We start from the raw sequence: 25,063 nt of genomic DNA, 5'->3' as shown, positions 1-25,063 counted from the left end.
CGGCGGACCGGCGCGCCAGGTTTCCGGGCGCCGGGAATCCGCCCGGCCGGAGGGTGAAGACGTAGCCGAACACCTCCACCTCCTCAGGACAATCCCTCGGAAGCAGAGCATATCAGAAATATCCGGTCCCAGAACCGTCCGGTCACCGCCGGCCGAAGACTTGTCCCGCCTCGCTTGGGAGCGCCCAGGCAGCCCTTGGACGCTTCGGTTGGACGCCGTCTCCCTCACCCGGCCCGGGGCCGGGGTCCCGCCGGGCAGTGCCGCCCGATCGTGTCGGGATCGGGCGGCACTGATGGTCCGCTGTTCGGCGGGCTGCGGCTCAGGCCGCCTCGCCCTCGGCGTCGTCGGCATCCAGGATGGTCTCCAGATCGCCCACCAGGGCGTCCAGCTGGTCGGCGGTCGCCTTGAGCTTCAGCGTGGTGCCGTCCTGCGTCTCGACCGCGATCTCGATGTGATCCGCGACCTTGGCGGCCAGCGCCTGCTTCACCGTGTAGGTCGTCACGTCAGCCTTGTCCGCCATGCTGTCTCCTGGGTTGGCTCCCGGCAACGCGGGGCGGCCCACATCGGTGCTGCGGCAGAAGTTCGCGAGGGCCGGTCGGTCTACCGGCGCTGGCGCCCGATCACCCGCTGCCGGTGCGTCGGCACTTCGGCCAGGCGGGGGGCGGTCGCCGGGCGGGGGGCGGGCAGCAGCTCCGGCGGGGCTCGGGGTGTCTCGACGACCACGGCTTCCAGCACCATCGGCCGGGCCGGTCGCGCCGGTCGCGCCGGTCGCGCCGTCCGGACCGGCCGTGCCGCCAGGGTTCCGAGCGCCCAGAGGCCGAGACAGAGCAGGCCGATCAGGATCCCGTCCCAGGACGGCTCCGCCCGGCACATCAGGATGCCGGTGCCGGTCAGGGCAGCGGCGGCTGCGAAGAGCCGCGGCGTCGGATCGACGGACGTCATGCCGCAATCTCCGCGTTCCACGCTGAGAGGTCCTGAATGCGATCACGACACTTGTCTGCAATCGGCCCGCCGGACCGGTAATCCGGGCGGAATCGAGCGCTTTGGCCTCGGTCGGCCGACGCGACCGGCCGATTCAACCGGCCAAGCTCGACGGCATCTGCCATGCTACATCGGGATGCTCCCGGATGTCGCCGGCCCGGGTGCCGGTATCGGCATCACTCGTCCAGTCGCTGGGCTCCGCGATGGCGGCGATCTCCGCGTCCGGATAGGCGGCCGTCAGGAACAGGCGTGCCTCGCCCTCGGCCTCCGCCCTGACCGTGACGAGGGGCTTCTCCCCACGAGCGTCCCGCACCTGTGCGATGAACAGCTTGGTCATGGCCGGGCCTCCACTTCCTCGACGTGAAGGCCGCCGGCCCGGAGGTGAGTCGGAAGGCCGGCGCCGTCACGGTAGCCGGCCGCGCTCGCCATCGCGTCGAGGGCCGTCGGGGCATCGAGGGCCGCGCCGATCCAGAGGATCGCGCCGGTCGCCGCCTGCATGATCCGATAGACCTTCATGGCCCGCTCCCGCCCCGCCTCGTCGTTCGGACAAGCTTGGGTGGCGCCCGGCTGTTCCCGGACGAAATGGTCGCGACGAACGATTCCCCTCTCAACCCCGGCCGAATCCCCGCCAGCGGCACCGCATCGGCACGTCCGGGAACGAGCCCGGCGGCCGGCCGTTATCCAGCTTGGACCGGCCGTGCGCCGGCACGTCGAAGACACGATCGGAAGTTCAGGAGCGTCATGACCAGCCGCACCCTTCAGTCCGCCTTCCTCGCGCTCGCCCTCGTCGCCGGCAATGCCGGGCTGGCCGTCGCGCAGAGCACGCCCAACGGCAACACCTCGTCCCCCGGCGCCCCCGCGGGTGACAGCAGCACCAGCAATGGTGCCACGGGCAGCGGCGCGGCGCCGAGCGGGAAGTAACAGCCGCCATCACCAGCCGGTTCGACCGGATGCTCTCCGTCCCGCAGCCCTCCGGCTCGCGGGACGTTTCGCATTCGGCCTGCCTCGAGCGAGGTAGACGGCCTGTTGCGAGATCTGCCGGCGCATCGAACCGTGCAATCCGGATACCGGCCCGTGTTCGGCGGCGTTCCGTCGATCGTGGACGGGACAGGTGCCTTTTCCTGGAAACCGGGCCTCCTGTAAGACGGTCAGCGGGATGAGTACCCCGGCAGGGATACGAACGACACGGGCGATGCGGTCGAACTCAGTTCTACAGCTTGATGACGAGCGTCCAGGTCTTCATCAGGCGGCCGCGTGGCGCGACGCCGTCGCGCCGTTCTGGTCCTTCGCGATCCGGAGGGAGGACGTGGCCGAGTTCCGGGGCCGGTCGCATGTCCAGCACCTCGGCAACGCGATCCTCTGCCGGGCCGGCGCCTCGGGCCTGCGATTCACCCGCGACCGCGCCCTCGTGGCCCGGATGGGGGTCGATCACATCCTGGCCCACGTACGCCTCTCGGGCCGGTCCCGGGTCGAGGCTGGCGGTGCCGCGCAGGATTGCGGGCCGGGCGACATCTGTCTGCTCGACCTGTCGCGTCCGCTCGCCGCTCAGTCCACGGATTATCAGGCCTTGACGGTGGTGCTGCCGCGCGGGCTGTTCGGCGCCGATCAGGCCATGCTCGACGCCCTCCACGGTCAGGTGATCCGGGGTGCGAGCCCGTTCGGCCGCATGCTGAACGACCATCTGCGTGCCCTCGACGCGCACGCCCCCGGCTTCTCGGAGCGGGAGTCCGGGGCGGCCGCGCGGGCGACGGCTGTGCTCCTCGGCGCGGCGGTCTCGGGCCTGCCCGCGGCGGAGCGGAACGCTCAGGCTCCGGACGGCGCCCCGCTGCTCCTCGCCCTCCGGCGGTTCATCGAGGCCGAATTGGCCTCCCCCGACCTGAACGCCGAGACGCTCGGCCGGCAATTCGGCATCTCCCGGAGTGCCCTGTACCGCCTGTTCGTCCCGCTCGGGGGCGTGGCCGGCTACATCCGCCAGCGCCGGCTCGCCCGCGCCTATCGCGATCTGGCCGCGGGCGACGGGCGTGGCGCCCGCATCTCGGAGGTGGCGTATCGCTGGGGGTTCGAGAGCCCGGCGCATTTCGCGCAGGCCTTCCGGTTCGCCTACGGCCATGCACCCCGGGACGTCCGGGCGCAGGGCCCGGCGGAGGCGGCCCCGGGCCGATCCGACCGGATCGAGGCCTGGGGGGATTTCTACGACTGGGTGCTTAAGCTGGCGGCCTGACGGCGCCGGCGGGCCTGCATCTTCGCGCTTGCCCCCTGTACCCGCGGCCCCGCATCGACCATAAGACCCGCGATGACCTTCGGGGTTCGGCATAGGCGCTCCGCTCGGGCGCGGGGCTGGTGGGCGCTGGCCGTCCGCATGCTCGCGCTCGTCCTGGCGCTATCGGTCGCCGGGCCGGGCGTCAGCCTCGCGGCCGATCTCGCCTTCCATGCGGGCGGCCACCACGAAGTGGGCGAGGGCGCGGCCCTCGATGCGCCGACTGCCTCGACCGCCGTCGATCCCGGCCTCGCCGCGCATGTCCATTGCAGCTGTCATCTGGCCGCCCGCCTGGAAGCCGCGGCGATGGTGCCGCCGCCCGTGACGGGCCGGCCGCTGCGGGCCCGCCTCGCGCAGGGCCACAGCTCCATCGCCCCCGACCGGCTGCCGCGGCCCCCGCGCGCGTGAGCTGACGCCGCCGGCTGGCGCGCGTCTCACCCGGAGGCCTGTGCCGGCCCCGGGTTCGCCCCCACGCGAAACCTGACCGGGCTTTTGCGGGGCCGCTCAGCGGCATCCCGCCGTCCCGGCCGATCTCATGGCCGATCCATGCGCATTCTCCCGTCCGCCGTCGTCGGCGCGGCCCTTCTGGCCGCCGGCCTCGCCCTCGGCGCCGCCGTCCCTGCCCTGCCCGCCCTGCTCCGGCAGTCCCTCACAGTCGCCGGTCTCGCCCCGGCCGACCACGCCGCGCCCTCGGGCGCACCGGAGGCTGGAACCGACGACCATCCGCACGGCGCGGATCCTGCCGCCGACCACGGGGATGCCGTGATCCGGATGCAGCCCGAGCAGATCGCCAACCAGGACATCGCGACCCTGCGGGTCGGCGGCGGCACGCTGGCGCGCCACCTGCTGGTCCCCGGCACCATCACCCCCGATGCCGACCGGATCGCCCGCGTCCCGGCCCGGGTGGTCGGCACCGTCGCGGAGATGCGCAAGCGGCTCGGCGACGCGGTGCAGAAGGATGAAGTCGTGGCGATCCTCGACAGCCGGGAGGTCGCCGACGCCAAGAGCGAGTACCTCACCGCCCAGGTCCAGGCCGAGTTGCAGACGATCAACTTCGAGCGCCAGCAGAAGCTGCTCGCCTCGCGCAGCGCCTCGGAGGCCGCCTTCGAGACCGCCCGGGCCGCCTATCTGGAGACCCGGCTGCGGGTCGACCTCGCCCGGCAGAAGCTGTCGGCGCTGGGCCTCGACGCCGCCGCGGTGGCGGCCGCCCAGAAGCGCGACGAGGCCACGCCCAACCAGTCGAGCCTGCGCCGCTATCCCCTGCGGGCGCCGCTCGCCGGCCGGATCGTCGAGCGCAAGGTCGATGTCGGCACCGCGGTCGGCAAGGAGGGCGATCCGGCCGACCTCTACACGGTGGCGGATCTCTCGACGGTCTGGATCGAATTGTCGGTGCCGACGCTGGACCTCGCCCAGGTCCGGGAGGGCGCCCGCGTCGCCGTCACCCCGGCCCGGGCCAGCGCGGCGGAGAACCGGGCCGAGGGCCGCGTGATCTTCGTGAGCCCCTTCCTCAACGCCGACACCCGCTCCGCCCGGGTGGTGGTGACCCTGCCGAATCCCGATTTCGCGTGGCGGCCCGGCACCTTCGTCACCGCCGAGGTGGAGATCGCCCGGGATACGGTCCCGGTCCGGATTCCCAAGGCGGCGATCCAGACGATCGACGGCAAGCCCGTGGTGTTCGTGCGCAAGGCCGACGGCTTCGAGAAGCGGGTCGTCGAACTCGGGCCCTCCGACGACGAGGCCTACGCGGTCACCGCCGGGCTCGAGCCCGGCGCCGAGATCGCGGTGGGCAACACCTTCCTGCTGAAGGCCGAGCTCGGCAAGGCCGAAGCCGGCCACGACGATTGAGGCGCGCGCCATGATCAGCCGCATCCTCGCCGTCTCGGTCCGCCAGCGCTGGCTGGTCCTGCTCCTCGTGCTGCTCGCCGCGGGCTTCGGCGCCGTCGCGCTCGCGAGGCTGCCGATCGACGCGGTGCCCGACATCACCAACAACCAGGTGCAGATCAACACCCTGGCGCCGTCGCTCTCACCGGTCGATGTCGAGCGGCAGGTCACCTACCCGGTCGAGACCGCGCTGGCCGGCATCAAGGGCCTCGACTACACCCGCTCGCTCTCACGCAACGGCTTCTCGCAGGTCACCGCGGTCTTCGCGGAAAATCTCGACATCTACTTCGCCCGCCAGCAGGTCGCCGAGCGCCTCGCCCAGGTGCGGGAGGATCTGCCCTCGGGCGTCGAGCCCCGGATGGGGCCGATCTCCACCGGCCTCGGCGAGATCACCATGTGGTCGGTCCGCTACGCGCCGCCGGACGAGCGGGTGATCGTGCCGGCGGGCAAGCCGGGCTGGCAGCCGGACGGCAGCTACCGCACCCCGGAGGGCCAGGATCTCCGCACGGAGCTGGAGCAGGTCGCCTACCTGCGTACGGTCGAGGACTGGATCATCCGGCCGCAGATCAAGGCGGTGCCGGGGGTCGCCGGCGTCGATGGGATCGGCGGCTTCGAGAAGCAGTACCATGTCCAGCCGGACCCGACGAAGCTCACCGCCCTCGACCTCTCCTTCGCGGATGTCGCCCGGGCGCTCCAGGCCAACAACGCCAACCAGGGCGCCCGCTACCTGGAGGACAATGGCGAGAGCTACGTGGTGCGCGCCGCCGGCCGCCTGGAGAGCCCGGCGGCGATCGCCGACGTGGTGGTGGCGAGCCGCGGCGGCGTGCCGGTGCGGATCCGCGACATCGCCACGGTGCGGATCGGGCGCGACCTGCGCACGGGCTCGGCCAGCGAGAACGGGCGGGAGACCGTGATCGGCACCGCCCTGATGCGGATCGGCGAGAACAGCCGCACGGTGGCCTCCGCCGTCGGCGCCCGCCTGGACCAGATCCGGCGCGCCCTGCCCCCCGGCATCGTGGTCGAGACGGTTCTCGACCGGACGCAGCTCGTCGAGGCGACGATCCGCACGGTGGGCAAGAACCTAGCGGAGGGCGCGGGGCTGGTGATCGTCGTGCTGTTCCTGCTGCTCGGCAACATCCGGGCGGCGCTGATCGCGGCCCTGGTCATCCCGGTCGCCATGCTGATGACCGTGACCGGCATGGTCGAGGCAAAAATCTCGGCCAACCTGATGAGCCTCGGGGCGCTCGATTTCGGGCTCATCGTCGACGGGGCGGTGATCATCACCGAGAACGCGCTCCGCCACCTCGCCGAGCGGCAGCACGCAATCGGGCGCCCCCTCGCCTTGGACGAGCGCCTGGAGACGGTGCGCGCATCCGCCGAGGAGATGATCAAGCCGTCCCTCTACGGGCAGGCGATCATCATCCTGGTCTACCTGCCGCTCCTGACCTTCTCGGGGGTCGAGGGCAAGATGTTCCAGCCGATGGCGCTCACCGTCATCCTGGCGCTGGCCGCGGCCTTCGTGCTGTCGCTGACCTTCGTGCCGGCCCTGATCGCCATCGCGCTGACCGGCCGGGTCACCGAGGCGGAGAGCCCGATCCTCCGGGGCCTGAAGGCGTTTTACCGGCCGGTTCTGGGCGCGGCGATCCGGGCACCCGCGCCCTTCGTCGGGGCGGCTTTGCTGCTCCTCGTCGGCGCCGGGCTGCTCGCCGCACGGCTCGGGACCGAGTTCATCCCGCTGCTCGACGAGAAGAGCATCGCGCTCAACGCCACCCGGATTCCCTCGACCTCGCTGACCCAGTCGCAGGCCATGCAGCTCAAGGTCGAGCAGGTGATCGCCAAGTTCCCGCAGGTCGCCACCGTGTTCTCGAAGACCGGCACCGCCGAGGTCGCCACCGACCCGATGCCGCCGAATTCCTCCGACACCTTCGTGATGCTCAAGCCGCAGGCCGCGTGGCCCGACCCGAGCCTGTCGAAGGCGGCGTTGCAGGCGCAGATCGAGGCGGCCGTAACTGAGCTCGCCGGCAACGTTTACGAGTTCTCCCAGCCGATCCAGCTGCGCTTCAACGAGCTCCTCGCCGGCACCCGGGGCGACCTTGCCGTCAAAGTGTTCGGCGAGGATTTCGGGCCGATGCTGGAGACCGCCAACCGGATCGCCGCGATCCTGCGCGGGATCCCGGGCGCCGACGACGTGAAGGTCGAGCAGATCGCCGGCCTGCCGGTCTTCGAGATCACGATCGACCGGGAGGAGGCGGCGCGGTTGGGGCTCAGCACCGGGGCGATCCAGGAGGTGATCGGCGCCGCCATGGGCGGGAAGGAGGCGGGAATCGTGTTCGAGGGCGACCGGCGCGTGCCGATCGTGGTGCGGCTGACCGATCAGGTCCGCGAGGATCGGGAGGCCCTGGAGAACCTGCCCGTGCCGCTCCCCCCGGGCCCGAACGGCCGGGCCGCCTCCGTGCTGCTGCGGCAGGTCGCGCATTTCTCGGTGAGTGAGGGGCCGAACCAGATCAGCCGGGAGAACGGCCGCCGTCGGGTCGTGGTCACCGCCAATGTCCGTGGGCGCGACATCGGCTCCCTGGTGGCGGAGGCGCAAGCGAAGGTCGCCGCGCAGGTGCCGCTGCCGGCGGGCGCCTCCCTGAGTTGGGGCGGTCAGTTCGAGAACCTCGCCTCGGCGCGGGCGCGCCTCGCCGTGGTGGTGCCGGTCTGCTTCGGGCTGATTGTCCTGCTGCTCACCGCGGCGCTCGGCCGGGCGCGCGATGCGCTTCTCGTGTTCAGCGCGGTGCCGCTGGCGCTGACCGGCGGGATCGCGGCCCTGTGGCTGCGCGGGATGCCGCTCTCGGTGCCGGCGGCGGTCGGGTTCATCGCGCTCTCCGGCGTGGCGGTGCTGAACGGCCTCGTGATGCTGACCTTCATCAAGCAGCTCGTCGCCGAGGGCCGGCCGCTGCCGGCGGCGATTCGCGCGGGCGCCCTCACCCGGTTGCGGCCGGTGGCGATGACCGCGCTCGTCGCCTCCCTGGGTTTCGTGCCGATGGCACTCGCCACCGGCACCGGCGCGGAGGTCCAGCGCCCGCTCGCCACCGTGGTGATCGGCGGCCTGATCAGCGCCACGCTGCTGACCCTGGTGGTTCTGCCGGCGCTCTACGCGCGGTTCGGCCGATCCTGAGGCATGGGTGATGGGGGGCGTGAGCGGGCAGGACCGCGCAGGCCACAATCTGCGGCCGGCGACACTGTGTCAGTCTAGAATAATTATAATCTATGACTGGATCCCCGATTCCAGGCTCTCAATACTGTCTCAAATTATCTGACCGCGATGTATTCTAATCTTGCTGTGAAATATTGATGTCTTGAGAAATTTATAGTTTATTGGTTTAAAGCTTGACAATGTGTCGGCAGCTGCAAATAGCTTGCCGATATGCCCAGGCGTGCGTCCATCATTGATCGGAGTCGTATTTCCATGAGAATAGGTATTCGTTGGCGGCTATATGCCGGTTTTGCGATGCTCGTGCTGATTGCCACGGGAATCGGTTTCTATTCACTTTATCAGCAGGGTGTCGTCGATCAACAATACGCTAGCCGTGGTCGGCTGGAGCAGAGCGCGCGGTCGATCTTCGCCGTCAACAGTCTCGCTGCGCGGTTGGTCGGTCAGACCGAACTGTACCGGTTCGCCCCGGCACCCGAGCGGATCGCCGCCTTGGAACAGGCGCGGCGCGAGATCGAGGAGACGGCCGAGGCGCTGATCAAGCCAACAACCAAGGAGGTGCGCCGCAAGCTCTACGAACAGATCCGCGACCATGCCCGCGCGTTGAGGGCCGAACTGGATCGCCTCGCGACGGCGGGCACCACCGTGACCGAGGCCAAGGGGCGCCTGTTCACGGGCGGCGACACCCTGACCGCCGCCACCAACACCCTGGTGGGCGAGGTGCGGGCTCGGGCCAGCGCGTCGCTGCTCGGCCCTGCCCAGACCGTGGAGAGCGCCATGCTGCTGGTCCGCGTCGCCAACTGGCGTTTCCTGGCGACGTTCGATCCGAACGGCCCGGCCACCTTCGCGAAGAATGTCGAGAAGGCCGAAGCCGCCCTGAAGGTCTTCAAGGAGGCCGAGGGTGCCGCCGCGTTCGCGTCCGAGATCCAGGCCGTCATCGACGCTCTGGGCGCCTATGGCCGCGATTTCCGGGCGACCGCCAGCGCTCTGGATGTTCTGAAGACGGTGTTCGAGACCGGGATCAAGCCCCAGACGAGCCGGATCGACGAGGCGGGCACCGCCGTGCGCGACCTGATCAAGGACGCCATCGCGGAGAACGCCCAGGCCGTGGACGCCGCGGTGGCGAGCGCGCGCGACGTCCAGATCACCCTGCTCGTGCTGGCGCTCGTCCTGGGCGGGGCCATGGCGCTGGTGATCAGCCGCAGCATCATCCGGCCGGTGGCCGGCATGACCGAGGCCATGCGCCGTCTCGCCGAGGGCGACACCGCCGTCGTGGTCCCCTCGCAGGACGCTACGGACGAGATCGGCGCCATGGCCAAAGCCGTCGAGGTATTCCGGACGAACGCCATCGCCCGGGCCGAGCTGGAGGCCGCGCAGGCTGCCGAGCAGGAGGCCCGGCTGCGCCGGGTCGAGCGGGTCGATCAGCTCGTCCGCGCCTTCGAGCAGAGGGTCGCCCACTCGCTCGACGTCGTCACGGCGAGCGCCACCGAACTCGACGCGACGGCGCGCTCGATGACGCGGGTGGCCGACGCCACCAACGATCAGGCCGTCGCCTCCAGCGCCGCCGCCGAGCAGACGGCCACCAACGTCCAGACCGTGGCGGCGGCGGCCGAGGAGATGGTGTCCTCGCTCCAGGAGATCGAGCGGCAGGTGGTGCGCTCCAACGAGGTCGCGGGCTTCGCCGCTCACGAGGCCGAGGCGAGCAACGCCGCCATGGCGAGCCTGCGCGCGGCCGCCGAGCAGATCGGCGCGGCCGTGACGACGATCTCTGGGATCGCCGGTCAGACCAACCTGCTCGCGCTCAACGCCACGATCGAGGCGGCCCGGGCCGGCGAGGCGGGCCGGGGCTTCGCCGTGGTGGCGGCCGAGGTGAAGGAGCTGGCGGGCCAGACCGCGAAGGCGACCGACGAGATCGGCGGCCAGATCGCGGCGATCCAGGCGGCCACCGCCCAGGCCGCGGAGGCGATGGCGCAGATCGCCCGCACGATCGCGAGCGTGAGCGAGATCAGCGGCTCGATCGCCTCGACGGTGGTGGAGCAGACGGCGGCGACCAGCGAGATCTCGCGCAATGCCGGCCAGGCCGCGAAGGGGACGCAGGACGTGTCGTCCAACGTGGCGCGGGTGCTGACGTCGGCCGGCGAGACCGGCAGCGCCGCCGCGCAGGTGCTGAACGCGGCGGCCGAGCTCGCCAAGCAGTCGCTCTCCGTCAAGCAGGAGGTCGACGGCTTCCTGCGCGACATCCGGGCCGCCTGACCCTGCGCCGCTCCTGGCGGCCGAGGGCCGTCAGGAGTGGCCGTGCGGCACCGTCACGGCTTCACCAGCAGCACGTTCACGGCCTTGGCGAGCACGTGGACGGTGTCGCCCTCCTTGAGGCCGAGCTCCTCCAGCGAATCGAGGGTCATGACCGAGGCCATGCGGTAGGTGGTACCGACGAGTTCCACCTCGACCTGCGCCATCACGCCCCCGCGCTTGATTGCCGTCACCGTGGCGGGGATGTCGTTGCGCGCGCCGTGCTTCATGGATCCTCCTCCGTGCAGCCGCCGCGGCCGCTGCGGCCCAACCCGCGGCGGGAGGCCGGGTTCAACGCAAGGGACCGCGATCCGCCGTGCGCCGGCGGCGGATGCGCGTCGCACTTGAGCAACACGCCGCAAGACTTGCTGCGCCGCGAAATCGGCAGTCCGGATCTCCGTGCGGGCGTCCTTGCTGGCGGCAGGTACTGATCTCAGCCCGGATCCGTTAAAATCCGTAATTGCGCTGCTCGCAAGGGTGTGATCGAATACTTGCAGGCGTAAGATCATCGCGTTTTCGGAAACTGCTTGCGGGGCATGACGCGCCGCGGGGAGGTCGCGTATGTTTGCTGCGACGAAGATCGCCTGGAAGGCGGATCGGGAACTGGTTCTAGTATTCGGCGGATGGATCGCGTTCGAGATCACGATCCTCTTCGCGTGCATGATATCGATGTCTTAATGGCGTTATCTTTTTAGACTGGGACGTTGAATCGCTGTTCACGCAGCCGGGTTTTCAAGGGGCTCAGCCGGCCCTTTCAAGGTGTTTGACGCTCGATTCGCCGGCCAGCCACCTCCGTCATCGCGAGCGCAGCGACGCGACCCAGGGCAGCGTGACTTCGGCGGTCGTGGCGCCGACTGGATTGCTTCGCTCTCGCTCGCAAGGACGGCTACCGGATAGAGCATCCGCCAAGCCCCTGCTTAGCGGATGAAAGGCTCATCCTCGCACGCGTTGGAAACACCTCCAAAGGGCTGGGTCGCGACCTTTCGAAACCACGATGTGGCCGGTGCGCTGGGCTTGCTCAGGGCTGCGGCCGGTGGTGGGCCCGGTAGGACTCGAACCTACAACCAGACCGTTATGAGCGGTCGGCTCTAACCATTGAGCTACAGGCCCGGCGGAGGAAAGCCCCCGCAAAACGATATCCGAACGGCCCGGCTTCGTCACCCCGTTCTCACGCGATGCGCGGTTCGACAGGCACGACGGCGCGTGGGCCGCGATCGTTCGTCCGCGGCGAACGGTCAAGTCGGCATATCGGCGCAACCGATGCGCGTCGTGATGTTGCGCACATCGTCTCTGATTGAAGTCTCGCCACAGTATCCGGCTCAGCTATCTGTAACGGTTCCAGCCTTCGCGGAGCCGGACCCCATGACCATTCCCCTCAGGCTCACCCTGAACGGGCAGCCGCGCGAGATCGACCTCGACGATCCGCGGGTGACCCTCCTCGACCTCCTGCGTGAGCGCCTCGGCCTGACCGGCGCCAAGAAGGGCTGCGACCGCGGCCAGTGCGGCGCCTGCACGGTGCTGGTGGACGGGCGGCGGATCAATTCCTGCCTGACGCTCGCCGCGAGCCTCGACGGGGCCGAGATCCTGACCATCGAGGGGCTCGCCGAGGGCGACCGGCTGCATCCGGTCCAGGCGGCGTTCATCGCCCATGACGGTTTCCAGTGCGGCTTCTGCACCCCCGGCCAGATCATGAGCGCGGTCGGCCTGATCCGCGAGGGGCATGCCGGCACCGATCCCGAGCGCATCCGCGAGGGCATGAGCGGCAATCTCTGCCGCTGCGGCGCCTATGCCGGCATCCTCGATGCGGTTCAGGACGCGGCGGCCCGTGCCGAGCACCGGGAGGATGCGGCGTGAGACATTTCGATTACATCCGCCCGGCGAGCGTGCCGGAGGCCGTAGCGGCCGGGCAGGTTCCGGGCACCGCATACCTCGCCGCCGGCACCAATCTGGTCGATCTGATGAAGGGCGGCGTCGCGACCCCGGAGCGGATCGTCGACATCACCCGCCTGCCCGGCCTCTCGGCGATCGAGCGGCTGCCGGACGGCGGTACCCGAGTCGGCGCCCTGGTGCGCAACAGCGACCTCGCCTACGACCCGGCCTTCGCCAAAACCTACCCGATGGTGGCCGAGGCCCTGCTGGCCGGCGCCTCGGCGCAGTTGCGCAACGCTGCCACCGCCGGTGGCAACCTGATGCAGCGCACCCGCTGCCAATATTTTACCGACGCCGTATCCCCCTGCAACAAGCGCGCGCCCGGCTCCGGCTGCGCGGCCCTGGGGCACGCCACCCGGATCCACGCGGTCCAGGGCTGGAGCGAGCACTGCATCGCCACCCACCCGTCCGATTTCTGCGTGCCGCTCGCCGCCCTCGACGCGGTGGTGGAGACCGCCGGGCCGGACGGCACCCGCGAGATTCCGCTCACTGCCTTCCATCGTCTGCCCGGCGACCATCCGGAGCGGGAGACCGATCTGCGGCCGGGCGAGCTGATCACCGCCCTGCGCCTGCCGCCCGAGGCGGCGTCGTTCCGGGGCCGCGCCCGCTATCTCAAGGTCCGCGACCGCACCTCCTACGCCTTCGCGGTGGTCTCGGCGGCGGCCGCCCTGACGTTCAAGGCCGACGGCCGGATCGCGCAGGCGCGGCTCGCCCTCGGCGGGCTGGCGCTGAAGCCCTGGCGGGTGGCGGAGGCGGAAGCCGCGCTCGCCGGACAGGCGCCCTCCCCCGAGGCCTACGCGAAGGCCGCCGACGCGGCGCTCGCCGGCGCCAAGCCCACCGGCGAGGCCAATGCCTTCAAGATCGAACTCGCCCGCCGGGTGGCGATCCGCGCCCTCAACCAGGCCGCCGCGGGCACACCCGCCCGGATCCCGGCGCTCCCCGCCTCCCCGTTCGGCATCGTCTGACGCCGCCTTCGATGGCCCCGCCGCCGTCTTTGCGAGCGCAGCGAAGCAATCCAGGGCGGCGCCATGGCGTCCAGCGTGGCGCTGCCCTGGGTCACTTCGCTTCGCTCGTGATGACGGAGCGGGTCACCGCAACCGAAGGCTTCAACCGGAACCCTTTGAGGAGACCCGCATGACCGCGACCGCCTCGCCCAGCCCTCTTCCCGCCGGCGGCATCCGCCACGGCTCCAGCATCGGCCAGCCGCTGACCCGGCGCGACGGCCCCCTCAAGGTGACGGGCCAAGCCCGCTTCTCCGCCGACAACCTGCCCCCCGGTACGCTCCACGCGGCGCTCTGCGTCGCCCGAATCGCCAAGGGCCGTGTCACCGGCCTCGACGTGGCGGCCGCCGAGGCGCATCCCGGCGTCGTGGCGGTGATGACCCCGCAGAACGCCCCGAAGCTCGCCAAGGACCCGGACGCCAAGGACGGCCCGTTCACCTTCCGCCTCGACCTCCTGCAGAACGACCGCGTCCGCTACGCCAACCAGCCCATCGCCGTGGTGATTGCCGAGACCCTGGAGTCGGCCACCGAGGGCGCCCGGCTGCTCGCCCCGACCTACGCGGCCGAGACCCCGCGGATCGGCCTCGATGCGGGCGCCGTGTTCACGCCGCCCTCCGTGGGCGTCGGCGCGCCGCCGGCCGAGTCGGACGGCGACGTCGAGGCCGGGCTCGCCTCCGCGTCCAAAAAAATCGCCGCGACCTACGAGACGCCGGCCCAGTACCACAACGCCATGGAGCCGCACGCGGCCGTGGCCAGCTGGGACGGGGACCGGCTGTCGCTCCTCATGCCGACCCAGGCGCTCGCCATGTCGCAGGCGAGGCTCGCCGGGCTCTTCGGCATCAGCCCCGACGACATCCACATCGATAGCCCCTATCTCGGCGGCGGCTTCGGCTCGAAGGGCGTGCCCGCCGGGCCGCAGGTGCTGGCCTGCATGGCGGCCAAGCTCGTGGGCCGGCCGGTGAAGCTCGTGCCAACGCGGAGCCAGATGTACGGCCCGATGGGCCATCGCGGCCCGACCCGGCAGACCCTGCGCCTCGGCACCGACGATGCCGGCAAGCTCACGGCCCTTGACCACCACATCCTCACCGCCTCGTCGAGCTTCGACGATTTCTTCGAGCCGGCGGGCCGGGCGACCAGCACCCTCTACGCGAGCCCGGCCCTCGCGATCCGCCACGAGGCGGTGCGCCTCGATACCGGCACGCCGCTGTTCATGCGCGCCCCCGGCGAGGCCACCGGCAGCGTCGCCCTGGAGAGCGCCATCGACGAGATGGCCGTTGAGCTCGGCATGGACCCGCTGGCGTTCCGCCTCGCCAACTACGCCGAGGTCGAGCCGCTCACCGGCAAGCCGTTCTCCTCAAAAGCCCTGCGGGAATGCTACCGGCGCGGCGCCGAGGCCTTCGGCTGGGCCGGGCGCTCGCTAAAACCCCGCCAGACGCGGGACAAGGACGGGTTCCTGGTCGGCACCGGCATGGGCACCGCCACCTTCCCGGCGCTGATCTTCGAGGGGCTAGCCCGGGCCGAGATCCGCGCCGACGGCACCGGCACGGTGGAACTCGGGGCGATCGACATGGGCCAGGGATCCTGGACGGCGCTCGCCCAGATCGCCGCCGACGGGCTCGGGATCGGGATGGACGCCCTCACCTTCCGGATGGGGTCTTCGGACCTGCCGAATGCCGGCATCGCAGGCGGCTCCGGCCACACCGCCACGGCCGGCGGCGCGATCCACGCGGCCGCCGCCGACGTGATCCGCCAGCTCACGGATCTCGCCACCAACGACCCCGCCTCCCCGCTCTACGGTGCGGGCAATGCCGGCGTGACCGCAGCCGACGGCCGGCTGACCCGGCGCGACGATCCGGGCCGGAGCGAATCCGTCACCGACATCCTCAAGCGGGCCGGCCGGTCGAGCATCGAGGGCCAGGGCAAGGCCGGGGCCGATCCGGCCGCGCAGGCGGCCTATGCCATGCACGCCCACGGGGCGGTCTTCGCCGAGGTGAAGGTCGATCCGGATCTCGGCCAGATCCGGGTGAGCCGCCTCGTCGGCGCTTTCGCGGCGGGCCGGGTGATCAATCCGCGCCTCGTCCAGAGCCAGTATTACGGCGGGATGATCTGGGGCCTGTCCTTCGCGCTCCACGAGCGGGCCGAGATGGACCCACGCACCGGCCGCTTCCTCAACGACAACCTCGCCGAATACCACGTGCCGGTGAATGCCGACGTGCCCGCCATGGAGGCGATCCTCGTCCACGAGGACGACGCGGTGGTGAACAACCTCGGCGTGAAGGGCGTCGGCGAGATCGGCATCACCGGCACGGTGGGGGCCATCGCCAACGCGATCTGGCACGCCACCGGCGTGCGGGTGCGCGAGATGCCGATCACGCTCGACAAGCTGCTCGGCTGATCCCGGCAGCCGGACGCGTCAACTCAGACAAGTCCGATGATCTGAAACACCCCGGTGCGCGTCTCGCGGTGCATTGGGGTGACACGATCACTCCCTGCGGCTATTCAGCGCGTCGCGCATATGTCAGACATATGCGGGCTGATCGCTCTGAAGAGGCGGCGGCCGTAATCAGGGGGGACGTGTCATGAGGGAATCGGTTTCCATCAAGGCCTTGCTCGTGGGCGCGATGCTCGCGTGGGGCGGTGCGGCCCAGGCGGCCTCGCTGACCGTCGGCTTCTCGCAGATCGGCTCGGAATCCGGCTGGCGCGCCGCCGAGACCACGGTGACCAAGGCCGAGGCCAAGAAGCGCGGCATCACCGTCAAGATCGCCGACGCGCAGCAGAAGCAGGAGAACCAGATCAAGGCGATCCGCTCCTTCGTGGCGCAGGGGGTCGACGGGATCCTGCTCGCGCCCGTGGTCGCCACCGGCTGGGACGCGGTGCTCAAGGAGGCCCGGGACGCCAAGATCCCGGTGATCCTGCTCGACCGCGACATCGACCCGTCCGGCAAGGACCTCTACCTCACCGCCGTCACCTCCGACAGCGTCGAGGAGGGCCGCGTCGCCGGCCACTGGCTGGCCAAGACGGTCGGCGAGAAGCCCTGCAACGTGGTCGAGCTCCAGGGCACGGTCGGCGCCAGCGTCGCCACCAACCGCAAGAAGGGCTTTGACGCCGCCATCGCGCCCCACGCCAACCTCAAGCTCGTGCGCAGCCAGACCGGCGACTTCACCCGCGCCAAGGGCAAGGAGGTGATGGAGAGCTTCATCAAGGCCGAGGGCGGCCACGCGATCTGCGCGGTCTACGCCCACAACGACGACATGATGGTCGGCGCTATCCAGGCGATGAAGGAAGCGGGCCTGAAGCCCGGCAAGGAGATCCTGACGGTCTCGATCGACGCGGTGCCCGACATCTTCAAGGCGATCGCGGCGGGCGAGGCCAACGCCACCGTCGAGCTCACGCCCGACATGGCCGGCCCGGCCTTCGACGCGCTCAAGGCCTACAAGGAGAAGGGCACGGTCCCGCCGAAGTGGATCCAGACCGAGTCGAAGCTCTACACGGCGGCCGACGAGCCGCTGAAGGTCTACGAGAGCAAGAAGGGTCTCGGCTACTGACGCGCCCCGCGCCGTGACCCCTGCGAGCGGTCCCGTGTCCGATACGCCCCTTCTCAGCGTCCGCGGGCTCTCCAAGAGCTTCGCCGGGCACCAGGCCCTCGCGGGGGTCGACTTCACCCTGCGCCGGGGGGAGATCCACGCCCTCCTCGGCGAGAACGGCGCCGGCAAATCGACCTTCATCAAGACCGTGACCGGAATCGTCCGGCGCGATGCCGGCGAGGTGCGGCTCGACGGCGTGCCGATCGCGCCGCGCTCGGCGGAGGAATCCGCCCGGGCCGGTATCGCCACGGTCTATCAGGAGGTCGGCCTGCTGCCGAACCTCACCGTGGCGCAGAACCTGTTCCTCGGCCGCGAGCCGACCCGGTTCGGCCTCGTCCGGGGCCGGGCGATGCGGCAGCGCGCGTCGGAACGCCTGGCCGAGTTCGGCCTCGCGATCGAGGTCGGGGCACCCCTCGGGAGCTTTCCGGTGGCGGTGCAGCACCTCGTGGCGATCGCCCGGGCGGTGGACCTCTCGGCCCAGGCGCTGATCCTCGACGAGCCGACCGCGAGCCTCGACACGCACGAAGTGACGGTGCTGTTCGGCGTGATGCGCCGGCTCGCCGAGCGCGGAATCGGCATCGTGTTCGTGACCCACTTCCTGGAGCAGGTCTACGCGATCACCGATCGGATCACGGTCCTGCGCAACGGCCGGCTGGTGACCGAGCGCGAGACCGCGCAGTTTCCGCGCCTCGACCTCGTGCGCACCATGCTGGGGCGTGACCTCGCCGAGGAAGAGGCGCGGGCGGAGACGGGGCCGCGGGCCGAGAGGACGGCCGGGCCTCCGGTCCTGCGCGCGGAGAAACTCGGCAAGGCCGGCTATCTCCAGCCCGTCGACTTGTCGGTGGCGGGGGGCGAGGTGGTGGGTCTCGCGGGCCTCCTCGGTTCCGGCCGGACCGAGACGGCCCGCCTGCTGTTCGGGGCCGAGCGCCCGGACCAGGGCCGCATCCTCCTCGACGGCAAGCCCGTCCGGATCGCCGGTCCCCGGGACGCGCTCAAGCACCGCCTCGGCTACTGCCCGGAGGAGCGCAAGACCGACGGCATCGTCGCCGACCTGACCGTGCGCGAGAACATCGTGCTGGCGCTCCAGGCCCGGCAGGGCCCGTTCCGGCCGCTCGGCCGGGCGGCGCAGGACCGGATCGCCCGCGACTTCATCGCCAAGCTCGACATCCGGCCGCCCGATCCCGAACGGCCGATCGGGCTCCTCTCCGGGGGCAACCAGCAGAAGGCGCTGCTGGCGCGCTGGCTCGCCACCGAGCCGCGCCTGCTGATCCTCGACGAGCCGACACGGGGCATCGATGTCGGGGCGCATGCGGAGATCATCCGGCTGATCCGCAGCCTGTGCGAGGCAGGCCTCGCCCTGCTGGTGATCTCGTCCGAGCTGGAGGAGATCGTGACCTATTCCGACCGGGTGATCGTGATGCGCGACCGCGCCCAGGTGGCCGAACTCGCCGACGGGGCGATCGACGTCACCGCCATCCTCCGGGCCATCGCGGCGGAAGCGCCCCGGACGGCGCCCGCTTGCCAACCGGAGCCCGCCTGATGCGCGCGCTGCGTGCCGGAGCGCCCCAGCTCCTCGCCTTCCTGGCCGTGCTGCTGGCCGACCGGCTGGTCGCGCCGCAATTCTTAGCCATGCATTGGCAGGACGGGCGCCTGTTCGGCAGCCTCGTCGACGTGTTCAACCGCGGCGCGCCGGTGGCGCTCCTGTCGCTCGGCATGGTGCTGGTGGTGGCCACCGGGGGCATCGACCTGTCGGTCGGCGCCGTGATGGCGATCGCGGGCGCCGTGGCGGCGAGCCTCGCCGACAGCCAGCCCCTGCCGGTGGTGCTCGCGGCGGCTTTGGCCACCGGGCTCGTCTGCGGGCTGTGGAACGGCCTCCTCGTGGCGGTGCTGCGGATCCAGCCGATCGTCGCCACCCTGATCCTGATGGTGGCGGGCCGCGGCATCGCCCAGCTGATCACCGAGGGGCGGATCATCACCTTCGCGTCCGCCGACCTCGCCTTCCTGGGAGGCGGCGCCCTCCTAGGGGTGCCGATGCCGGTGGTGCTGGTCTTCGGCATGCTGCTCGTGACCCTCGCCCTGGTGCGCGGCACGGCGCTCGGCCTGATGATCGAGGCGACCGGCGGCAACGCCCGGGCGAGCGCGCTCGCCGGCATCGACACCCGTGCCGTGACGCTCGCGGTCTATGCCTGGAGCGGCCTCTGCGCGGCTCTGGCGGGCGTCGTCGCGGCGGCCGACATCCTGGGGGCCGACGCCAACAATGCCGGGCTGTGGCTCGAACTGGACGCGATCCTGGCCGTGGTGGTGGCGGGCTCGTCGCTCCTCGGCGGCCGGTTCAGCCTGTGGCTGGCGGTGCTCGGGGCCTTCCTGATCCAGGCGATGAACACCGGGATCCTCCTCTCCGGCCTGCCGCCGGAACTCAACCTCGTGGTCAAGGCCGCGGTGGTGCTGGCGGTGCTGCTGCTGCAATCGCCGCGCCTCGCCGGCCTGTCCCTGCTGCTGCGGAGCCCGCGATGAGCCGCAACCTCCCGGTCCTCGTCGCCGCGCTGCTGTTCGCGGTGGGCTATGGCCTCTGCGCGACGCAATACCCCGCCTTCCTGACCACCCGGGTCGTCGGCAACCTGCTCACCGACAGCGCCTTCCTGGGGATCGTCGCGGTCGGCACCACCTTCGTGATCATCGCGGGCGGCATCGACCTGTCGGTCGGCTCGGTGGTGGGGTTCACCACGGTGTTCCTGGCGCTCGCCATCACGCGCTGGGGCATCCCGCCGCTCGCGGCCTTCGGGCTCGTGCTCGCCGCCGCCACCCTGTTCGGGGCCGCGATGGGCGCGCTGATCCACGTCTTCGCGATGCCGCCCTTCATCGTGACGCTGGCCGGCATGTTCCTGGCCCGGGGTGCGGGCTTCCTGCTCTCCACCGAGTCGGTCCCGATCGACGCGCCCCTGTATGCGGCGGTCTCCGACCTCGCCCTGGCGCTGCCCGGCGGTGGGCGGCTGACCCTGACGGGGGGGATCATGCTCGCGGTGTTCCTGGCGGGCGGGGTGCTGCTGCACGCGACCCGTTTCGGCGCGACGGTCTACGCGCTCGGCGGTAGCCGCCAGACCACGGCGCTCATGGGCGTGCCGGTCGGGCGCAACACGATCGCGGTCTACGCCCTGTCGAGCCTGCTGGCGGCGCTCGCCGGGATCGTATTCTCCCTCGACACGGCCTCGGGCACGCCGCTCTCGGCGGTGGGCGTGGAGCTCGACGCGATCGCGGCGGTGGTGATCGGCGGCACGCTGCTGACCGGCGGCCAGGGCGGCCTGCCGGGCACCTTCCTCGGCGTCATGATCGGCGGCCTGATCCAGACGGCCATCACCTTCGACGGCACGCTGTCGAGCTGGTGGACCAAGATCGCCACGGGGCTGCTGCTCTTCGCCTTCATCGCCCTGCAGCAGGGCTCGGTGGCGCTGGCCGGCCGCTCGGGGCGGCGGGCTCGCACGACGGCCGGGGCCCCGGTCGTCCGGCCGGCGGAGGCCCGGGCCTGATCCCAGGTTTCCAAAGGGCTTTGCCCTTTGGTGGGTTGTCAGGGCAAAGCCCTGACTGTCGTGCGTGCAAACCCACACCGGGGTTCTGCCCTGGATCCGCGAAAAGTCTCGACCTCTCGAAACCACAACCGGATCCGACCGCGATCGGCTGAAGATTTTCCGGTCATCCCGGCCTATGGTCCCCGCCCGCAGCGTCCTGCGACGGAGGAAAACCGGCATGCCCCTCACCAGCGACATTCGCGGCGTCGTGCCGATCGCCCCGACGCCGTTCCACCCGGATGGCCGGATCGACGAGACCTCCCTCGACCGGATGACCGACTTCTTCGGCGCGGCCGGCGTCGACGGCCTGACGATCCTCGGCCAGCTCGGCGAGGCCGGCAAGCTCGATCACGCGGAGGGGATCGCGGTGGCCAGGCGTGTCCTCGGGCGCACGCGCCTGCCGGTGATCGTCGGCGTCACGGCGCCGGGCTTCGCGGCCATGCGGTCCCTCGCCCGGGAGGTGATGGAGCTGGGCGCTTCCGGCGTGATGATCGCCCCGCCCAATACCCTGCGCACCGACGATCAGGTGGTCGGCTATTATCGCAATGCCGTCGAGGCGATCGGGCCGGACGTGCCCTTCGTGCTGCAGGACTATCCCCTCACCTTCTCGGTGCAGATGACCCCCGGCGTGATCCGCCGGATCGTGTCCGAGAACCCCTCCTGCGTGATGCTCAAGCACGAGGACTGGCCCGGGCTTGAGAAGATCTCGACGCTGCGCGGCTTCGAGGCGGACGGCTCGATGCGCCACATCAGCATCCTGGTCGGCAATGGCGGCCTGTTCCTCGATTTCGAGACCGAGCGCGGCGCCGACGGCGCCAATACCGGCTACGCCTTCCCCGAGATGCTGGTCGACGTGGTCCGCCTCGGCCGGTCCGGCGAGCGCGACGCCGCCCACGACCTGTTCGACGCCCACCTGCCCTATCTCCGCTACGAGCAGCAGCAGGGCCCGCTGGGGCTCGCGGTGCGCAAATACGTGTTCCAGCGTCGGGGGATCTTTGCCTCCGACGCGCAGCGCAAGCCCTCGCAGGCGCTCACGCCGCAGGCCAAGGCCGAGGTCGAGTACCTGCTGGCCCGCCTCGCCCGGACCGACAGCCGGGCGCGGTTGGATCCCGTCCGCTAGGAAGCAAAGGTGTGGCCCCCGAACGGGTTTCTGAAGGGCGTCAGCCCTTTGGCGGGGATCGGGGCCGCGCCCTGATGAACATGGGGCCGCCTACGCCCCCGCCTTGTCCTCGGGCTGCGGCGTGACCCTGTCGCCGTCGCGCAGGGAGGCCGGGGGGCCGACGATGACGCGCTCGCCGCCGGCAAGGCCGGAGCGCAGCTCCAGGGCCGTCCGGGTCTGGCGGAAGATCGTCACCGGGCGCATCCGCGCCACCTGGCTCCCGTCCGCTCCTGTCTCGACCACGGCCACGCGGGTCCCGTGCTGGTCGAAGATCAGGGCATCGCTCGGTACCGTCACGGCCGGCGCGACCCGCGGGATCTCCAGCGTCAGGGTGATGTAGAGGCCTGGCCGGAGCGCAGCGTCGGGGTTGGGGATGTCGACCTGGGTGACCAGGATGCGCGACGCGTAGAGCAGCGCCGCCGACGAGCGCGAGACTGTCCCAGGAAACACTTTTCCGGGGATCTGCGCAACCTCGACCCGGGCGGCCAGCCCGTCGCGGACGCCGTCGGCGGCGTAGAGCGGCACGTTCACCGCCATGCGCAGCACGTCGTCCCGGTTCAGCGTCAGGAGCGGCAGTCCCGTATTGGTGTCCGCCGTGACCGCATCGCCGACATCGTTGTTGCGGGCCGTCACCACCCCGTCGAAGGGCGCGCGGATCTCCTCGAAGCCGGTCAGAACCTTGAGCCGGGCGACCTGAGCCTCCTGCGCCGCGATGTTGGCCTCGGCGACCTTCACGGCGGCCTTGGCGGCGTCGACGTTGGCGGTCTGCGTCAGCACCCCGGCCTGCGACGTGTCGGCGTTCTGACGGGTCTCGGCTCCGGTGCCGGCGAGCGTCGAGGTCCGCCGGTTGGTCACGTCCGCGAGGTGGCGGTTGGCGTCCGCCTGATCGACCATCGCGCGGGCCTGGATCAGCGCCGCCTGCAACTGCACCACCTGCGCCTGGGCCTGGACGAGCTGCTGATCGAGGTCCGGGGCGCTGATCCGGAACAGCAGGTCGCCCTGCTTCACGTGCGTGCCGATATCGACCTTGCGCTCGACGATGTAGCCGGTCGCCCGCGGGTAGAGGTTCGCCGTGTCGAAGGCCTGGGTGGTCCCGGTCTGTGTGAGGGTCAGGGGGCCGGAGGCCTGGGCGGCCTTGGCCACCCGCACGTGCGGTGTCTGCGCTGCGGCGGATTGCGGAGGGCTCGCCGCCCGGGACGGCTCCGGCCAGTAGCGGTATCCGAGGAGGCCGGTGCCGGCGAGCACCAGTAGGACGAGCCAGAGGCGGCCGGATCGTGCGGGCAGGCCGGATTGGTCTGCGGCTGAGCTGTCCCGGTCCGCCATCCTGTCCTCGGGCGCGCTGCGCCTCACCGCGCGCCCGGCGCCCGCCTGGCTTTGTGTTCAACACATAATCCGCGGACCGGGTCCGGGCGAGATGCCGCAGTGCACGATCCGTCCCGGATCCTCCGGTCACACGCCCTGTTACTCAGAAAATAGCAGGACCCAAGCGACAATGACCGAAATCTCCAGGCGCTCCATCATCGCCGCGGCCGGGGGCGCGCTGATGGCGTCTTCCGCGACCGCGCAATCCGCCGCTCCGGCTCCCCTGCCGGAGCGCGGCTCGAAGGGCGCCGACATCCTCGGACCGCGCAACCAGCCCCGGGCTGCCGAGGAGCCCTTCACGCTGGCGCCGCCCGCCACCGACCACGGCACGATGCCGAACCTGAAATGGTCGTTCACCGACAGCCACATGCGGCTGGAGGAGGGCGGCTGGGCGCGCCAGACCACGATCCGCGAATTGCCGATCTCGAAGGCCATGGCCGGGGTCAACATGCGGCTCAAGGCCGGCGTGGTCCGCGAGATGCACTGGCACAAGGAATCCGAGTGGGCCTACATGATCAAGGGCAAGGCCCGGATCACCGCGGTCGATCAGGACGGGCGCACCTTCGCGGACGATGTCGGCGAGGGCGACCTCTGGTACTTCCCGGGCGGCATCCCGCACTCGATCCAAGGGCTTTCCGCCGACGGGGTCGATGGCTGCGAGTTCCTGCTCGTGTTCGACGACGGCGCCTTCTCGGAGGATTCCACCTTCCTGCTGACCGACTGGCTGGCGCATACGCCGACCGACATCTTGGCCAAGAATTTAGGCTTGCCCGAGAGCGCCTTCGCCAAGGTTCCTCAGAAGGAGCTTTATATCTTTCCCGGCCCGAATCCCGGGCCGCTGGCCGCCGACAAGATGGGTGGCTCCGGGCCGGTGCCGAAGACCTTCAGTCACCGGATGCTGGCGCAGGAGCCGATCCGGACCAAGGGCGGCAGCGTGCGCATCACCGATTCCACGGTGTTCCCGGCCTCGGTGACCATCGCGGCGGCCCTGGTCGAGGTCGAGCCGGGGGGCCTGCGCGAGCTGCACTGGCACCCCAACAGCGACGAGTGGCAGTACTACCTCTCCGGCAAGGGCCGGATGACGGTGTTCGGCTCCGAGTCGAAGGCGCGCACCTTCGATTACCAGGCCGGCGATGTCGGCTACGTGCCCTTCGCCATGGGCCACTACATCGAGAACACCGGCGACACGGTGCTGACCTTCCTGGAGATGTTCAAGAGCCCGCGCTACGCCGACATCTCGCTGACCCAGTGGCTGGCACTGACCCCACACCCCCTGGTGGAGGCCCATACCGGGATGGACCCGAAGCAGGTCGAGGCCCTGCCGGAGACCAAATCACCGGTTGTGCCCGGTTGACGCGCCCCGGAACTTGGCGCGACCACGATACGTCGACCGTGTAGACGTATCGGTCCATCCACGGAGAGCCTCATGCGCGCCGCATCCCGCGCGCTCCTCGCCCTGGCGCTCGCCCTCCCGGCGGGCACCGCCTGGGCGCAGGTGCAGCAGAACAATCCGGACGCGGCCAACGCCTCGTTCGCTTTGCAGAGCCAGATCCGCACGCTCAACCAGCAGCGGGTCACGGATTACAACACGCTGAACCAGTCGATTCAGCGCAACGTGCAGTTCGAGTCCTTCGGGCCGGTCCTGCCCTACCGGGGCCTCTATGGCGGGCACCAAGTGGGACATTCTACCGGGCGCCATGTCGGCACCCGCGGCTTCGTCCGGCGCGGCGGCGGGATCAACACGAGCGTGTGCACCGGCTGCTGAGCGGCCGGGATCGCTGCGTGAAGCGGGGAAAGTCCGAAAAAAACCTTTCCCCGCCAGCAGGCTTCGCCCAGAACCTGGGTTCATGGTGGCGTACGC

22 protein-coding genes and 1 tRNA gene are annotated in these 25,063 nt (G+C 70.7%); 16 read left to right on the top strand and 7 right to left on the bottom strand.

Translation table 11 applies throughout. The features are described 5' to 3' along the window. Nucleotides 1-319: 319 nt before the first annotated feature. From BLQ49_RS16855 to BLQ49_RS16840, 4 genes are all read right to left on the bottom strand, one after another. Nucleotides 320-520, bottom strand: coding sequence for a hypothetical protein (locus BLQ49_RS16855; protein WP_091717675.1), 201 nt, complete (start codon nucleotides 518-520; stop codon nucleotides 320-322). Between the two features lie 80 nt (nucleotides 521-600). Continuing rightward, on the bottom strand, nucleotides 601-942 hold the full coding sequence (locus BLQ49_RS16850; protein ID WP_091717673.1) for an energy transducer TonB: 342 nt from the start codon (nucleotides 940-942) through the stop codon (nucleotides 601-603). Nucleotides 943-1,075: 133 nt separating this feature from the next. Further along, a complete protein-coding gene (locus BLQ49_RS16845) occupies nucleotides 1,076-1,318 on the bottom strand; it encodes a hypothetical protein (RefSeq protein ID WP_091717671.1) in 243 nt (80 codons plus the stop codon). After that, nucleotides 1,315-1,497, bottom strand: a complete 183-nt coding sequence (locus BLQ49_RS16840) for a hypothetical protein (RefSeq protein ID WP_091717669.1) — start codon at nucleotides 1,495-1,497, stop codon at nucleotides 1,315-1,317. The genes BLQ49_RS16845 and BLQ49_RS16840 overlap by 4 nt, the downstream gene beginning before the upstream one ends. Nucleotides 1,498-1,722: 225 nt before the next feature. On the opposite strand from BLQ49_RS16840, the gene BLQ49_RS16835 reads away from it, so the two are divergent. The 6 genes from BLQ49_RS16835 (at nucleotide 1,723) to BLQ49_RS16810 (ending at nucleotide 10,568) form a co-directional block, all read left to right on the top strand. Then, the gene (locus BLQ49_RS16835) at nucleotides 1,723-1,902 is read left to right on the top strand and encodes a hypothetical protein (protein ID WP_091717667.1); all 180 of its coding nucleotides are present in this window, start codon (nucleotides 1,723-1,725) and stop codon (nucleotides 1,900-1,902) included. Nucleotides 1,903-2,173: 271 nt separating this feature from the next. Beyond that, on the top strand, nucleotides 2,174-3,202 hold the full coding sequence (locus BLQ49_RS16830; RefSeq protein WP_091717664.1) for a helix-turn-helix domain-containing protein: 1,029 nt from the start codon (nucleotides 2,174-2,176) through the stop codon (nucleotides 3,200-3,202). 72 nt (nucleotides 3,203-3,274) lie between these two features. Beyond that, a complete protein-coding gene (locus BLQ49_RS16825) occupies nucleotides 3,275-3,646 on the top strand; it encodes a hypothetical protein (RefSeq protein ID WP_091717662.1) in 372 nt (123 codons plus the stop codon). 138 nt (nucleotides 3,647-3,784) lie between these two features. Next, entirely contained in the window at nucleotides 3,785-5,083 is a 1,299-nt protein-coding gene (locus BLQ49_RS16820) for an efflux RND transporter periplasmic adaptor subunit (RefSeq protein WP_091717660.1), read from the top strand. 10 nt (nucleotides 5,084-5,093) lie between these two features. Then, complete coding sequence (locus BLQ49_RS16815; protein ID WP_091717658.1) at nucleotides 5,094-8,279, top strand: efflux RND transporter permease subunit; 3,186 nt, start codon at nucleotides 5,094-5,096, stop codon at nucleotides 8,277-8,279. Between the two features lie 333 nt (nucleotides 8,280-8,612). Beyond that, nucleotides 8,613-10,568 (top strand): methyl-accepting chemotaxis protein, encoded by a 1,956-nt coding sequence (locus BLQ49_RS16810; protein ID WP_244507636.1) that lies wholly within the window; start codon nucleotides 8,613-8,615, stop codon nucleotides 10,566-10,568. Nucleotides 10,569-10,621: 53 nt separating this feature from the next. Here the strand turns inward: BLQ49_RS16810 and BLQ49_RS16805 are convergent, their stop codons facing one another. Both BLQ49_RS16805 and BLQ49_RS16800 read right to left on the bottom strand, forming a co-directional pair. Beyond that, a complete protein-coding gene (locus tag BLQ49_RS16805; RefSeq protein WP_091717654.1) occupies nucleotides 10,622-10,834 on the bottom strand; it encodes a TOBE domain-containing protein in 213 nt (70 codons plus the stop codon). 804 nt (nucleotides 10,835-11,638) lie between these two features. Next, a tRNA-Ile gene (locus tag BLQ49_RS16800) sits at nucleotides 11,639-11,714 on the bottom strand. 252 nt (nucleotides 11,715-11,966) lie between these two features. Here BLQ49_RS16800 and BLQ49_RS16795 point away from each other — a divergent pair. From BLQ49_RS16795 to BLQ49_RS16760, 8 genes are all read left to right on the top strand, one after another. After that, a complete protein-coding gene (locus BLQ49_RS16795) occupies nucleotides 11,967-12,458 on the top strand; it encodes a (2Fe-2S)-binding protein (RefSeq protein ID WP_091717652.1) in 492 nt (163 codons plus the stop codon). After that, nucleotides 12,455-13,498, top strand: coding sequence for an FAD binding domain-containing protein (locus tag BLQ49_RS16790; protein WP_091717650.1), 1,044 nt, complete (start codon nucleotides 12,455-12,457; stop codon nucleotides 13,496-13,498). The genes BLQ49_RS16795 and BLQ49_RS16790 overlap by 4 nt, the downstream gene beginning before the upstream one ends. A 169-nt stretch (nucleotides 13,499-13,667) precedes the next feature. Further along, a complete protein-coding gene (locus BLQ49_RS16785; protein WP_091717647.1) occupies nucleotides 13,668-15,929 on the top strand; it encodes a xanthine dehydrogenase family protein molybdopterin-binding subunit in 2,262 nt (753 codons plus the stop codon). Between the two features lie 226 nt (nucleotides 15,930-16,155). Further along, a complete protein-coding gene (gene ytfQ, locus BLQ49_RS16780) occupies nucleotides 16,156-17,079 on the top strand; it encodes a galactofuranose ABC transporter, galactofuranose-binding protein YtfQ (RefSeq protein WP_208859081.1) in 924 nt (307 codons plus the stop codon). 34 nt (nucleotides 17,080-17,113) lie between these two features. After that, the gene (locus BLQ49_RS16775; RefSeq protein ID WP_091717643.1) at nucleotides 17,114-18,658 is read left to right on the top strand and encodes a sugar ABC transporter ATP-binding protein; all 1,545 of its coding nucleotides are present in this window, start codon (nucleotides 17,114-17,116) and stop codon (nucleotides 18,656-18,658) included. After that, on the top strand, nucleotides 18,658-19,632 hold the full coding sequence (locus BLQ49_RS16770; protein WP_091717641.1) for an ABC transporter permease: 975 nt from the start codon (nucleotides 18,658-18,660) through the stop codon (nucleotides 19,630-19,632). The genes BLQ49_RS16775 and BLQ49_RS16770 overlap by 1 nt, the downstream gene beginning before the upstream one ends. Next, nucleotides 19,629-20,642 carry a galactofuranose ABC transporter, permease protein YjfF gene (gene yjfF / locus BLQ49_RS16765; RefSeq protein WP_091717640.1) on the top strand — a complete coding sequence of 338 codons (1,014 nt, stop codon included), beginning with the start codon at nucleotides 19,629-19,631 and terminating at the stop codon, nucleotides 20,640-20,642. The genes BLQ49_RS16770 and yjfF overlap by 4 nt, the downstream gene beginning before the upstream one ends. Before the next feature lie 217 nt (nucleotides 20,643-20,859). After that, entirely contained in the window at nucleotides 20,860-21,801 is a 942-nt protein-coding gene (locus BLQ49_RS16760) for a dihydrodipicolinate synthase family protein (protein ID WP_091717639.1), read from the top strand. 90 nt (nucleotides 21,802-21,891) lie between these two features. On the opposite strand, the gene BLQ49_RS16755 is transcribed toward BLQ49_RS16760, so the two are convergent. Beyond that, entirely contained in the window at nucleotides 21,892-23,163 is a 1,272-nt protein-coding gene (locus BLQ49_RS16755; RefSeq protein WP_091717638.1) for an efflux RND transporter periplasmic adaptor subunit, read from the bottom strand. Nucleotides 23,164-23,332: 169 nt separating this feature from the next. On the opposite strand from BLQ49_RS16755, the gene BLQ49_RS16750 reads away from it, so the two are divergent. Continuing rightward, on the top strand, nucleotides 23,333-24,556 hold the full coding sequence (locus tag BLQ49_RS16750) for an oxalate decarboxylase family bicupin (RefSeq protein ID WP_091717637.1): 1,224 nt from the start codon (nucleotides 23,333-23,335) through the stop codon (nucleotides 24,554-24,556). A 72-nt stretch (nucleotides 24,557-24,628) separates the two neighbouring features. Beyond that, on the top strand, nucleotides 24,629-24,967 hold the full coding sequence (locus BLQ49_RS16745) for a hypothetical protein (protein ID WP_091717636.1): 339 nt from the start codon (nucleotides 24,629-24,631) through the stop codon (nucleotides 24,965-24,967). The last annotated feature ends 96 nt before the right edge of the window (nucleotides 24,968-25,063 follow it).

Origin of the sequence: Methylobacterium phyllostachyos (assembly GCF_900103445.1) — a bacterium.
GTDB lineage: Bacteria > Pseudomonadota > Alphaproteobacteria > Rhizobiales > Beijerinckiaceae > Methylobacterium > Methylobacterium phyllostachyos.
This window is presented reverse-complemented; position numbering and strand designations above follow the sequence as displayed.